This is a genomic window from Bradyrhizobium cenepequi, from assembly GCF_020329485.1.
Taxonomy (GTDB): Bacteria; Pseudomonadota; Alphaproteobacteria; order Rhizobiales; family Xanthobacteraceae; genus Bradyrhizobium; species Bradyrhizobium cenepequi.
In genome coordinates this window covers 1-12,538 of sequence record NZ_JAGKJI010000004.1, presented here as the reverse complement: position 1 = coordinate 12,538, position 12,538 = coordinate 1, and the positions used below count along the sequence as shown (strand labels likewise).

Here is a 12,538-nt window from a genome sequence, read left to right as displayed (position 1 = left end):
CCCGTCCCGGTTCTCTAGGCAAAGGAGGAAATGCGATGGCCGTATCCGAGCTCGGGGACACCACTCCCGCAGCAGTCGACGTCTCGAGGTTTCCCATTCTGGATTCCATCCAGATCGGGCATCTACGCCATATCGAAAACCTTGCCGCGCAGCCGGACGGCGAATGGTCGAAGATGGGTATCCCGGATCCGGGGCAAGAGTGGCTCGATTCCTACCGTTACCAACTTGCGCAAATGGCCTACGCTCTAGGCCTCGCGCATTACCATCGCTTGCCGGCCGCGCCGGCCGTATTCCGCGAAACCTTCGGCAACCTGATCCGCAAGATGCTCAGACGCGAGGTCTGGAGCTACTGGAAAGACACCAGCCAGTCCGGTCCCTACGTCAACCCGGGCATCAAAGAACTGCGCAAGGGGTGGACCGATCCGGTGGTGCGCGAAAACATCATGTACAGCGGGCATCTGTCAGCGATGGTGGGCATGTACGCCATGCTCTTCAATGACGACGTTCATGACCAACCGGGCGCTCTGACATTTCTGCACAATCCGATCTTTTGGGGTATGGGCCCGGAAAGATACGAATACACCCGCACTTCGCTGAACGAAGTGATCTACTGGCAGATGGTGGAGAACGGCTGGCTTGGCGTCGCCTGCGAGCCGAACTGCGTCTTCATCGTCTGCAATCAATTTCCGATGCTCGGCTTCCGCTTTGCCGATCTGCGAAAAGGTACATCGGTGGCCGAAGAAGCGACGCGAAGCTACCGTACCGCTTGGGACAAGAAAGGCATGTTGTCGGCCGAGGGCTGGTTTCATGGTTGGTGGCGCGTCGAGCAGGATGATTTCGTGCCACCGAAAAGCGTCGGCTGGACGGCGTGGGGCGGCGCGATAATGAACACCTGGAACCGCGATTTTGTGCACGGCATTTATCGCGATCAGTTGCATGGAGTCCTCAAATACGGCGACGATGGTCTAGTCTCGCTCCACCCGAATTCCGTTGTGCCGCGGGTGCGCGAGGCACTCGTCAACCGTCTCTCGATCGACGGCATCGAAGATCGCGCCTATCCTTGGCCAATGCCGGATTTCGGGTATGTCGCGATGTTGCTCTCAGAAATGGGCGATACCGATCTCGGTCGCATGCTGGCGCATGCCGACCGCTATATGTCGCCGACATGGAGCGAAGGCGGGCTCTACTATCCGCGGAACGATCAGGCCTACGATCAGGGAGGCAACCTCATCCGGATGGACCGGCTAACCGGCAACGCGATGCTGGCCTACTCCCGGCTCAACGTACCCGACGGATTGTGGGCGATGTACAATAAGCCTTGGCGCGCCGAGCATTTCGCGAGCCCAGCGTTGCAGCGAACCACGAGTGGAGTAGATGTAGCGCGTGCCGTGTACGACGAGAAAGCCAAGCTCTTGGTTCTGACGCTCCAGCCGCGTGACGGCCGCTCCTTGCAGGTTCGCTTGGAAATAGGACCTGTACGGGTTGAGGCAGACTGGGCGCTTTTCGTGGATGGCGTGGCGATTGCTGCCTGTCGCGACGGGGCCTTGTCGAACGCGGGCGCGGTGCACGTTTTCGCATGCGACCAGATTATTGCGGTGGACCTGCGAATGGAGAGGCCGACAATGCTCGTTATAGAGTTCGATGATGTCTGACTTCTGTGGCGGCACATCCGGCAAAAAGGCAGTTCGGCTCGGCGGCTCTTTCGAGCTGATCGATCATCACGGTCGTTCCGTATCCGATTGCAGCTATCGTGAACAATTCATGTTGCTGTTTTTCGGCTTCACTCATTGCCGCGTTGTCTGCCCGGGTGCGCTGGCGCGTCTTTCGAAGGTCATCGATCGGCTCGGGCCGTTGTCCTCGCGCCTCCAGCCACTCTACGTCACCATCGATCCCGATCGCGACACGCCCGAAGTCATGAAGGCGTTTCTGGAAGAAAATTATCCGCATTTCATTGGCTTGAGCGGCTCACGCGAGAATATCGAGCAGGTCAAAGCGCTATACAAGGTCTTCGTCAAGCGCACTACTGATCCGGATGATGCGACCGGATATCAGATGCCTCATACGGCGTTCACCTATCTGATCGGTCCTGATGGCCGCTATGTCGCGCACTTTACCGATGCGATCGGAGAGGACGAGCTGGTCGACCAAATCATCAGGCGGTTAGTCTAAATGTAAGACAGGCAATACGCATCACGTATCGGATTTAGACCAAGTCACCAGCAGCGCATCTAGGACTTGCTCCGACATCCTGATGGGGTTCGACCATTCGAGCGTGTGTGTATGCAAGGTAAAAGCGATGATACCATGTGTTGCGGCGATTAAGGTGTCGGTTGCCAACCGTGGAGCACATGGTGGGACGGGATAGGTAGCGAACAGATCGTCGACAAGCCGCCGATATAGCGAGTAGGAACGCAGCACAACCGCCGACTTGCCGAACGGTTGGCGATCGGGCTTGCTGGATTGTTCCGGGCGAATTGAGAACAGAACTCTAAATTCCTCTGGATATTTTAGCCAGTGCCGGACGGCCGCGACAAAGACCCCTCTCAAACGCTCTTTTGGATCAGCAACCCGTTCGGCCATCTTCTCCAGATTGTCCACGACGCGAGACATGTCCTGCTCACGTATGGCGATGAATAGCTCGTGCTGGTCTCTGAAGTACTTGTAGATTGTCCCAGGCGAATAACCCGTTTTGACGGCGATCTTGCGCAGAGAGACTGTCGAAGGATCCTCAACAGCGAACAAGTGCCGTCCGACGGCAATAAGGTTTTCCCTGACATCTTTTTTCTGTTCGTCGGTCCGCGCCCGGGCACCGGGAGCGGGCCGCCTTTTGAGGGCGGGAGTGCCTTGATTGCTCGATCGTTCGCGTCTCATGTTCATGGCTTTCGGGCAGGGATACGGCTCGCATTCGCGGCGTGCTGGGACTTGCGTGTATTCGATTTGGAGCGTCTTCAGTCGACCGAATGGTTACGCACGTTGTTTCGTGCGATGTCCAGCTACGTCTGATCTAAAGAATTAACGATCTTGGTCGGATCGTAGTCCGATAATGGCGGGCCGATCTCTCGTTCCATTAAGGCGATCCGTCCTTCAAGGTGCTGCGCCGTCCAGATGAACGTCTCGATCTGATCTCGAGTCAGGTCGCCGACCAGGCGCTGATGCCGAACAATGATTTCATCAAACGTCCGATCATGAAGTCTGCGTCCGGCCTTTGTCAGAGACACAACGGAGCGACGGCGGGCACTTTTGCGATCGTTGCGGACAACGATGATGCCGCGATCGACGAGACCTCTCAGTGCCCGGCTCACGGCGGCCTTTTCCAGGCTTCCAAGCGTCCAGATGTCGTACGCGCTGGACGGCCCCTCCGCGGCCAGAAATGAAATGATGCGCCAGTCGAGCAGGGTGATGCCGTAGCTTTCCTGGAAAAAGATCTTGGCCGATGCCCGCAGCTTTACCGACAGCCGCGACACCACTGTCGGAACGTAGCGTTCGAAGTCGATGGCCTGCGATGCCGAGGCGCGCAGCCCCTGCGGGGTGCCCGCGATCTCCGTCTTCTTGGTTTGCGCCATGCCGATCCCTTTGCGAATCCGGCCGTCATTAAGCACGGATCGCCCAGGTTTGGCGCCGTATCCGTCATTGCAATAGGTGTAAAAACAACTATAGTCGATCGGGCGTCCGGCAAAGTGCGTTTCCCCGCACGCGTCGTGCAAGCATCAAAAAGGCTGCAAGGCCAACGAAGGGTCCGAGGGAGGACAACATGATCGACCGCCGGCGGTTTCTCGCCGCAACGTCCGCGTTTGCCGTCATGCGCCCTGCCGCGACGGCATTGGCGCAGGACAAGTTTCCCTCGCACAACGTGCGCATCATCGTCCCGTTCACGGCCGGAGGGCCGACCGATGTCGTCGCCCGCGTCATTAGCGATGCGATGGCGGCGAAATGGTCGGTGCCGGTGATTGTCGAGAACAAGCCCGGCGCCGGCACCTTGATCGGGACCGACCTGGTGGCCAAATCGGCGCCCGACGGCCATACCATCGGGGTCGTCATCACCGCCCACGTCATCAATCCGGCGGTGCGCGACCAGATGCCGTTCGATACGCTCCGCGATCTGCGCGGGCTCACCCAGCTGGCCGAAGCGCACTTGGTGGTCGTCGCCAATGCCTCGTTCCCGGCCGATGATATTCCAGGTTTGGTGCGGACCGCCCGCGCACAGACCGAGCCGCTGGCCTATGCCACACCGGGCGCCGCCACTGCGACGCACATGGCGGCGGAGCTTTTGCAGAAGGTAGCGGACGTCAAGATGCTGCATGTACCCTACAACGGCAGTGCCAATGCACTCACCGACGTGCTGGCCAACCGTGTTCCTCTGATGTTCGACGTCTGGCACTCGGTGCAACAGCATGTGCAGGAGAAGACCATCAAGGTGCTTGGCGTCACCAACGCAACGCGCATTCCGAACGCGCCGCAATACGCCTGCATCGGCGAGACCTATCCGGGCTACGAGGCAAACTCGATGTTCGGATTGGTGGTCACGGCGAAAACGCCCGATACGTTGGTCAAGAGGTTGTCCGACGATCTGATCGCGTTCGTGAAGTCACCGGTGTTCGCCGCCAAGGCGGAAACCTTCGGCATGCAGCCGGTCGGCTCGACGCCGGAGGAATTCGATCGCTTCGTCGCCGGCGAAATCGGCAAATGGAGGACGATCGCCTCCAGCGCCAATATTCACCTGAACTGACAGATTCGGGAGAGGAGCGGCCTATGAACATCCACCATCCTCGGGAACGGCTGATCGACGACCGGCCGTCTGACAAGGCTTTTCACGTATCCCGCGACGCGTTCACTGACCCTGACGTCTTCGAGCTGGAGATGACGCGCGTCTTTGAGGCGACGTGGTCGTTCGTTGGGCTTGAGACCCAGATTCCACGCCCGCACGATTACATCACCACCTTCATCGGCCGCCAGCCGGTGCTGTTGATGCGCGACGGCGAGGGCCGGATCGGCTGCTTTCTCAACACCTGCCGCCACCGCGCCACCATGGTCTGTCCGTTCAAGCGTGGCCGGCAGAAGTTTCATGTCTGCCGCTATCACGGCTGGGCCTATGACAGTGCCGGCCGAAACACCGCCGTCACCGACAAGGCGGATGGTCAGTACCCGGCGGGCTTCGATCAGGCCGACCGCAACCTGCTCCCCGTTGCCCGGCTGGAGAGCTATCGCGGCCTGATCTTTGCGAGCCTATCGGCCGATGTGCCGTCGCTGTACGACTACCTCGACGATGCCCGCACCTTCATCGATCTGGTCGCCGACCAGAGCCCGGTCGGACAGCTCGAATTCGTTCCGGGCGATATAACCTACACCTTCGATGCCAACTGGAAACTGCAGTTCGAGAACGGTCTCGATTACTATCACTTCAACTCCACACACAGCTCTTACGTCGACATTCTGGCGCAGCGCGCCAGGTCCGGCGATGCCACCGGATTTACGACCGAGCTGGCGGACGAGGTCGAAGGCCAGGGCAGCTTCAATTTCAGGAACGGTCACGCCGTCAACTGGTCGATCAAGAAGCAGGTGCGCTACGGCCGCGCGCTGGCGTCCGATCCGGCCGGGCTCGCCGAGGTGAGGTCGCGCGTCGGCGACATCAGGTTGAAATGGATGTTGCGCCAGCGCAACCTGACGATCTTTCCCAATCTGCAGATCATCGATATCAGCTCGGCGCAGCTGCGCACCTGGCGGCCGCTGGCAGTGGACAAGACCGAGATGACGTCGCACTGCCTGGCGCCGGTCGGAGAGAGTGCGGAGGCGCGCAGGTTCCGGATTCGGGCCTATGAGGATTTCTTCAATCCCAGCGGTCTTGCCACCTCCGACGACAACGTCATGTACGAATTCTGCCAGACCGGCTATGCGGCGCGGGCCGGCCACACGTTGGGGCATTTGCGGGGCCTCGACCGGGGGCAGGGCACGCGCGGCGATCATGCGCGTGAGCTCGGCATCGCGCCGATCGATGACGCGTTCGGCGGGTCCGGATTTGGCGGCGAAACCAACTTTCACCCCGGTTACCGGGAATGGCGGCGGCTGCTGGAGGGTGGCGCGATGGAGGCGGCAGATGCTTGATCGTGGATCACCCGATCGTCCGTCGACCGCGTCGCACTGTTTGGCGGATGTGGAAAGGCTGCTGTTCGTCGAAGCGCAGCACCTGGACGACAAGACCTGGGAGACTTGGGCCGATCTCTATCTGGATGATGCCCACTATTGGGTGCCATCATGGCTCGATGAATATGAGCTGGTGGCCGATCCCGACACCCAGGTGTCCTATATCTATCACACCTCCCGGGCGCAACTGCGCGAGCGGATCGGGCGTATCCAGTCACGTAAATCGATCACCGCGCTGCCGCTGCCACGCACCCTGCATGTGATCTCGAACATCGTGCTGACGGAGCGCGACGAACTCAGTGTCGATGCACGGTCGTCCTGGACCACTCATGTGTTCGATCCGCGAACACGGCGGCAACATCTGCACTTCGGAACCTACGAGCATCGCCTGGTGCGCAACGCCGATAGCTATCGGATCGCGCGCAAGAAGATCGTCATCATGAATGACTGCATTCCAACGGTCGTCGATTTCTACAGTATCTAGGGGGCGATATGACCGACGATCGGGCGGATGGTACATGGCAGGCCGCGGTGGCGGTTACGGACGTCAAGGTCGACGAGCCAGCTGCATGCAGCCTGGGGCCGCATGAAATTGCGATTTACCTGGTCGACGGTAGCTACTACGCGACGTCGAATATCTGCACCCATGCTTCAGCATTGCTGACCGACGGCTTCATGGACGGCTGCGAGATCGAGTGTCCGCTGCACAACGCGCGTTTCGATGTCCGAACGGGCAAAGTGCTGACCAGCCCGGCCGAAGTAGACCTCGAAATCTTCCGGACCAGGGTTGTTGGTGACCACGTCGAAGTGCTGATCCCAGAATAGGCGCCGGCTGGCTACCGGCCCCAGCCGTTGCCGACGGCAGTCGGAGGTGTTGCTATCGCGTCATGCAAGTCCTCGCCGTTTAGCGCTTGACGGCCGCCAAGGTAAATCGGCACTCGGCGACGATTTTTCTTCGGATCGCTATGCAGGCAGGATTGTACTTGAGATTCCGTCGGAGTACCCGCTTCAGGATCTCGGCGAGAGTGCCGGGCCTTTAAGCCCAGTGGCTAATCGCACCGCGGCCACGAGCACAGCTCGCCACAAATTATCACTTCAAGGGTTTCGGGCGCAGCATCGTCGACGGCCAAGAGATTGAATGGAAAGGCGGGCGATTTCCCGCTCTCCGCGCCGTCCCGGCCCGAGCATGCGCATTGTCCGGGTCGGGGAGGCCACAGCATCCTGACGATCCAGGATCATCCGCTGCAGATCTGCATAGAGTCGTTGAATCTGGCAAGGGATGGACGCCCGTTCCTCACCCTCGGCTCCGACCCCGGACATCGCGCCAGCAAGGTTCGTAGCGACAAAAACTGAAACACACCGGCCGATGCGTTTCTTCGCATTGACTAGGAACGTTCACCATCGAGTGAAGGCAAACCTCCGCAGGTCGCTGCCGTGGTCAATAGCGCGGTGCCATTAGTACCTCTTTTGGCGGTGCGTCGATCCCGCGTCCTCCTTGTTGTAATCGAACCTGATCCAAGAATACACCTCGGTTTTGTTATGCGCGAGGTTGTTCTGGCTGGAGCAGGTTTCTACGCAGTTGCCCTCGCCCCTTACTCGTTAGGATATTGCCGCCGGCGCTTGGTCAGCTGGGGAGGTTACTCCGCCGATGCTGATTGCCAGATGGAGGCAGCGATGCTTGATGGGTCCGCGATACTTCGTATTTTTAGACAATCGACACCGCGCGCCAATGATATTGGCGCATCCGACACGATTCGAACGTGTGGCCTTCGCCTTCGGAGGGCAAAGCTCATGGGGCAGGCTACCGCCTGAAACAGCAATTTGAGATGGTTGCAGGTCCGGGATATGAACCTACCTGCGGGCCACTTTACGAAACGATGAATCGCGCACGAACGGCGGTGTATGGCGGATTATCAAAATATGAAATGCCGAGTTACGCTGCTCGCCGGTAGCAAAATAGGGCTTCCGAAATAGTGGGTTTAGCGATGTAGCAGACCAGCGACTCGAACCCCGACGGTCCACAAGCAAGGTTCTCAAGCAACATCAGGAAAGATCGCGTGTGAGTCGCTGTTCTCGAGCAACGGTCATTTCGACGGCTCCTGTAAGGGGCGAACTTTCTCCTTGTTCAAGTTTGGGTCGCAATTCTGAAACGCCTTGAAAAACAATCAGACACTTCCTGCCCAAATAATTCCGTAAGGCACTGAATTCATTGTTTTGTTTCGCTTCCCTAGGGAGCGCCACTCATCTTTCTCGACCCTACGCTCAACAACTCGCAGCGCTGCGAGCGCATCGCGCAACTGTGCTGGGCGGATCTTAGGGTCACAAGGGTATTTCAAAACCGGCCAGTGACCTTCCCTCTTCCTCCATAGGCAGACCCTTTCAGAGGCAAGGCGGACTTCGCGCTTCATCTTCGAGAAACATCAGTGGAATCAACGCGCCGAGGGAATGCGAGGATTTGAGCCTCGAGCTTGGCGAATATCCGGGGCGTTGAAGAAGCTCACGTGCAACGCGTCGTTAAATCGTAATATTTGCCGTCTAGTTGCCTATGATTTCCGATTTTTCCGACGACTGGTTCGGCGTGACGAACAACAGATGCTGCAATGGTTAGGCGATAAGTTTGCGAGCTCGAATGTTCGTCCTGCAGTTATCGCAGCATGGATGTTGTTTCCCGCGTTGAGCGCCGTGCATGCCGCCGAAGAGCGCTTCGCACGTGAGGTCGGGGTGACTGCCGATTCGGCGCAATTCGATATACCCTCTCAGCCGCTCGAAGACGCATTGATGTCTTATGCGGCCATAACCGGCGTTGAAGTGTTTATCGATCACGCCCTGGCGGCCGGCCAGAAATCGGCGCCCGTGCAGGGCGTGTACACCTTCGAAGAGGCATTGCGTGCGTTGCTGCGGCCGACCGGGCTGTACATCCGTCGTGCGGCCGATCAGGGCTATACGCTGGTTGCTCCCGCGGCTCAGGAGCCGCCAATCGGCCAGATGCCGGTATGGTCTGCCGATCCGGCTCGCAATCGCTTCTTCGCGGCGCTTCAGGTCGCGCTGAAGCGTGCCTTGTGTAGATCGCCTGAGACAGCTCCCGGGCAATACCGCGCCGCGATCGCGATCTGGATCGGGCCCGCCGGTGATATCGTGAACGCTCGCGTTCTCGGGGCGGATGCCGAGGACCAGGCTGCATCGAACCTCGCGGCACGGATCGGCCGCGTCGCGGTGGGAGAAGCTCCGCCACCCGGTCTCGAGCAACCGGTGACCTTTGTCATATTGCCGAGGTCGCCTGAACATACAAGAGATTGCCAGTCGCAAGGTGCGGCAAGAGAATGAGGCGAACTGATCCGACGATGGGGGCTCTGCAATCCAGACGTCCGGCTGCATCTGACTGCTTCGAATGACAAACTCATCCCGTTCTTCGCTCCGGCAGTTGCTGGTCGCCGGTTACGCCGAGCTTAGGCGTCGCCTCGTGCGTCGTCTAGGTTCGGAGGAACTCGCAAGCGAGGCGTTGCACGAGGCCTATCTGCGGCTGGACGGGAGAGACGGAACGCTATTTTTGCGGCCACATGACTATATCGTCCGTGTGGCCTTGAACATTGCCCATGACAAGCGCCGGTCCGAAGATCGTCGCTTGAGTTATTCCGAAGTCGACGCGTTATACCACTATGCCGACGCGGCCATCGATGCTGAACAGGACATGGAGGCTCGCGCCGAATTCGCCGCGCTCGTTCGCGCCTTTGACGCGCTCACACCGCGCCAGCGCGCGATCCTGATCGGCGTGCGCGTCGATGGAACACCTCATGCCGAGCTCGCCAAGCGCTTTGGCATCTCGGAACGGATGGTCGACAAGGACCTGCGGCGAGCACTGGAATATTGCGCCGATCAGCTTCAAAGAACTCTGATTACGCGGTTCGGTTCGCATCCTCCCAAATCGTCTAGTGAATAGAGGCATGTCACAAGGCGTCATGGGAAACGTGGAGAATCCGCCAGACAACAACCGACAATCGCAGCCGGCCAATCCAGAGCGGCTGCAGCGGGAAGCCATGGCCTGGCTGTCGCTGCTGTCATCCGGGACCGCGACGCAGGCTGACGCGGAGGCGTTGAAGGCATGGTGCCGACAGGATCCGTCGCACGCCAGGGCCTATGCCAGGGCGGCACGGGTCTGGGACAGGCTTGGCGAAGTCGCCGCGCAGGCGGAACGGCCGCATATTGCGCGTCCTGCGGCAACTTCAACGCCGGTTCTCGCGCGGCGGGCGTTCCTGACAGGTGCCGTCGCGGCATCAGCCGCATGCGCAGCCTACGTCGCCATCCATCCCCCGCTAGGGCTCTGGCCTTCATTGGCCGAACTGAGAGCGGACGTTCGCACCGCGCCCGGTGAGCGGCGCCGACTCGACGTCGCCGAAGGCGTCTCGGTCGACCTCAATACGCGGAGCAGCTTGGCGCTGGCCGCTGGGAGCGAGGCGGGGATCGAACTGATCAGAGGCGAGGCGATCATCGCAGCCGCGCCGAAAGCGGACAAATCCTGCACCGTCGTTGCAGGCGGAGGACGTATCGTGGCCGCCCGCGCAAAGTTCGACGTGCGTCACGACGCCGGCGATCGCGTGGCGGTGATTTGCCTGGATGGCCGCGTCAAGGTCGAACGTGAGGAGCAGGCTGTCGTTCTCGAGCCGAACCAGAAAGTCATCTACGACCGCTTCGGCATCGGCGCGACGGAACGTGTCGATCCCGTAACGGCCATTGCCTGGCAGGAAGGGCGGCTCGTGTTTCGCAAGGCACCCTTGTCGGATGTCATTTCCGAAGTCAACCGCTATCGGTCCGGGCGGATCGTTCTCGTCAACCGCCATCTCGGAGAGCGCCTGATCGACGCGAGCTTTCAGCTGAATCGGCTCGAAAACGTGCTCGTTTATCTTCAGCAGGCCTTTGCGGTTGCTGTCAGGCAGTTGCCGGGTGGTCTCGTTCTGGTGGGATGATCTCTCCTTCCAGAGCCGCCTCAGGAAATTTCACCCCGGTTCGAAAAATTTCTCCGCCCCGGTTCTGATGGCGGCCTGCCCAGTCGTCAACGAATAGGGAGCTGTTCGGCCGTCGCGGTCCGGCTTGCTCTTCGAGCTCAAGATCGTCGCAGCCGCGACATCGGGGTCAATTGCATGTCGCTAGCCGAAGGTCAGAGCTGCGCGCTCGCAGCAACGGCGCACGTCTTGCGAAAGGGGAGCTAGAATGCAGGTTCATCGCAATGGCAGCCGCCCGCGCCGCATCTCTTTGCCGGACCCGCAACTCCCTCCGCTGGTCACGTCGCGCCGCGTCGTGCGCAAGGCGCTGTTGACCGGAACCAGCATGTTGGCGCTTGCGCTGGGAGGTATCGAGGGAGCCGCTGCGCGTCCGCTCGGCGGCAACTCGGTGAGTGCGCCGCTGACGGCGGTCAACGATGCGGTCGCGAATGCGCAGCAGGCGGCGCAGGCGGCGCGGCAGGCGCAGCAATCGCTCACTCGCGCGACGCAGGCGTTGCAGGCGATGCGGAGCTTGCAGGATGCGGCGCGTGCGGCGGCGCAGGGTGTGCCGCATTCCGCGCGGTTGAACCTCAATATTCCGAACGGGCTTAGGCCGGGCGGCCTGATGCCGGACATGGCGGCGGGCTGGAGCGGGGCCAATGCGCCGACGGAGGCTGCCGGCGGCGGACAGACGGTGGTCGGCATCCAGCAGACCGCGCCGCAGGCGATCCTGAACTGGCAGACCTTCAACGTCGGCGCGCAGACCACGGTCAACTTCAACCAGCAGGGCAATGCCGACTGGGTGGCGCTGAACCGGATCACGGCGAGCGGGGCGCCGAGCCAGATCCTGGGCGCGATCAACGCGGACGGGCAGGTCTATCTGATCAATCCGAACGGCATCATCTTTGGCGGCGGCAGCCAGGTCAATGTCGGCGCGCTGATCGCCTCGACCGCGAAGATCTCGAACGACCAATTCCTGCGCGGCATCTATTCGACCCAGACCGGCTCGACCTGGACGCCAAGCTTCACCGATGCGGCCGCGCTGCTCGGCAATGGTTCCGGGGGTGGTGTCGTCAGCGTGGAAGCGGGCGCCCAGATCCAGACCCATGCGCCGGCGTCCGTCACATCCGGCGGCGGGTTCGTGCTGCTGATGGGCGGGCAGGTCGTCAATGCCGGCGCGATCACGACGCCCAACGGCCAGGCCCAGTTTGCCGCAGGCGATGACTTCGTGCTGCGGCGCGGCTATGGCACCGACCAGAACGTCGCATCGACCACCCGCGGCAACGAGATCGCGCCAGTGTTTCGTGCCGGGAGTCTCGCGGGACTGGTCCGCAATGACGGCATGGTTTCCAGCGCGCAGGGCGACATCACGCTGGCGGGCCGCACGATCGAACAGAACGGCGCGCTGATCGCCTCGACCTCGG

General features: G+C 60.6%; 12 protein-coding genes. 10 read left to right on the top strand and 2 right to left on the bottom strand.

What is annotated here, in order from left to right; genetic code table 11:
- Positions 1–35: 35 nt before the first annotated feature.
- Complete coding sequence (locus tag J6497_RS07075; RefSeq protein WP_225703541.1) at positions 36–1,652, top strand: linalool dehydratase/isomerase domain-containing protein; 1,617 nt, start codon at positions 36–38, stop codon at positions 1,650–1,652.
- Positions 1,645–2,169: an SCO family protein gene (locus J6497_RS07070; protein ID WP_225703540.1), complete on the top strand. Its 525-nt coding sequence runs from the start codon at positions 1,645–1,647 to the stop codon at positions 2,167–2,169. The genes J6497_RS07075 and J6497_RS07070 overlap by 8 nt, the downstream gene beginning before the upstream one ends.
- 21 nt (positions 2,170–2,190) lie before the next feature.
- Here the strand turns inward: J6497_RS07070 and J6497_RS07065 are convergent, their stop codons facing one another.
- Both J6497_RS07065 and J6497_RS07060 read right to left on the bottom strand, forming a co-directional pair.
- Positions 2,191–2,877, bottom strand: coding sequence for a TetR/AcrR family transcriptional regulator (locus J6497_RS07065; protein ID WP_225703539.1), 687 nt, complete (start codon positions 2,875–2,877; stop codon positions 2,191–2,193).
- A 116-nt stretch (positions 2,878–2,993) separates the two neighbouring features.
- Positions 2,994–3,563 (bottom strand): MarR family winged helix-turn-helix transcriptional regulator, encoded by a 570-nt coding sequence (locus J6497_RS07060; protein ID WP_225703538.1) that lies wholly within the window; start codon positions 3,561–3,563, stop codon positions 2,994–2,996.
- A 188-nt stretch (positions 3,564–3,751) separates the two neighbouring features.
- Between J6497_RS07060 and J6497_RS07055 the strand changes: the two genes are divergently transcribed.
- The 8 genes from J6497_RS07055 to J6497_RS07020 all read left to right on the top strand — a co-directional run.
- On the top strand, positions 3,752–4,726 hold the full coding sequence (locus tag J6497_RS07055) for a Bug family tripartite tricarboxylate transporter substrate binding protein (RefSeq protein WP_225703537.1): 975 nt from the start codon (positions 3,752–3,754) through the stop codon (positions 4,724–4,726).
- Positions 4,727–4,749: 23 nt separating this feature from the next.
- Positions 4,750–6,099 carry an aromatic ring-hydroxylating oxygenase subunit alpha gene (locus J6497_RS07050; protein ID WP_225703536.1) on the top strand — a complete coding sequence of 450 codons (1,350 nt, stop codon included), beginning with the start codon at positions 4,750–4,752 and terminating at the stop codon, positions 6,097–6,099.
- Positions 6,092–6,622 carry an aromatic-ring-hydroxylating dioxygenase subunit beta gene (locus tag J6497_RS07045; protein WP_225703535.1) on the top strand — a complete coding sequence of 177 codons (531 nt, stop codon included), beginning with the start codon at positions 6,092–6,094 and terminating at the stop codon, positions 6,620–6,622. The genes J6497_RS07050 and J6497_RS07045 overlap by 8 nt, the downstream gene beginning before the upstream one ends.
- A gap of 8 nt (positions 6,623–6,630) precedes the next feature.
- Positions 6,631–6,963, top strand: a complete 333-nt coding sequence (locus J6497_RS07040) for a non-heme iron oxygenase ferredoxin subunit (protein ID WP_225703534.1) — start codon at positions 6,631–6,633, stop codon at positions 6,961–6,963.
- A 1,662-nt stretch (positions 6,964–8,625) separates the two neighbouring features.
- A complete protein-coding gene (locus tag J6497_RS07035) occupies positions 8,626–9,462 on the top strand; it encodes an STN domain-containing protein (protein ID WP_225703533.1) in 837 nt (278 codons plus the stop codon).
- A gap of 97 nt (positions 9,463–9,559) precedes the next feature.
- Complete coding sequence (locus J6497_RS07030; protein WP_249793428.1) at positions 9,560–10,075, top strand: RNA polymerase sigma factor; 516 nt, start codon at positions 9,560–9,562, stop codon at positions 10,073–10,075.
- A gap of 4 nt (positions 10,076–10,079) precedes the next feature.
- Positions 10,080–11,099, top strand: a complete 1,020-nt coding sequence (locus tag J6497_RS07025) for a FecR family protein (RefSeq protein WP_225703531.1) — start codon at positions 10,080–10,082, stop codon at positions 11,097–11,099.
- A gap of 244 nt (positions 11,100–11,343) precedes the next feature.
- The coding region (locus J6497_RS07020; protein ID WP_225703530.1) for a two-partner secretion domain-containing protein at positions 11,344–12,538 on the top strand (1,195 nt) is incomplete at its 3' end.

Excerpts from the sequence above, each read along its gene's own strand:
- J6497_RS07075 (WP_225703541.1), top strand. The coding sequence starts at position 36 with ATGGCCGTATCCGAGCTCGGGGACACCACTCCCGCAGCAGTCGACGTC.
- J6497_RS07070 (WP_225703540.1), top strand. The coding sequence starts at position 1,645 with ATGTCTGACTTCTGTGGCGGCACATCCGGCAAAAAGGCAGTTCGGCTC.
- J6497_RS07065 (WP_225703539.1), bottom strand. The coding sequence starts at position 2,877 with ATGAACATGAGACGCGAACGATCGAGCAATCAAGGCACTCCCGCCCTC.
- J6497_RS07060 (WP_225703538.1), bottom strand. The coding sequence starts at position 3,563 with ATGGCGCAAACCAAGAAGACGGAGATCGCGGGCACCCCGCAGGGGCTG.
- J6497_RS07055 (WP_225703537.1), top strand. The coding sequence starts at position 3,752 with ATGATCGACCGCCGGCGGTTTCTCGCCGCAACGTCCGCGTTTGCCGTC.
- J6497_RS07050 (WP_225703536.1), top strand. The coding sequence starts at position 4,750 with ATGAACATCCACCATCCTCGGGAACGGCTGATCGACGACCGGCCGTCT.
- J6497_RS07045 (WP_225703535.1), top strand. The coding sequence starts at position 6,092 with ATGCTTGATCGTGGATCACCCGATCGTCCGTCGACCGCGTCGCACTGT.
- J6497_RS07040 (WP_225703534.1), top strand. The coding sequence starts at position 6,631 with ATGACCGACGATCGGGCGGATGGTACATGGCAGGCCGCGGTGGCGGTT.
- J6497_RS07025 (WP_225703531.1), top strand. The coding sequence starts at position 10,080 with ATGTCACAAGGCGTCATGGGAAACGTGGAGAATCCGCCAGACAACAAC.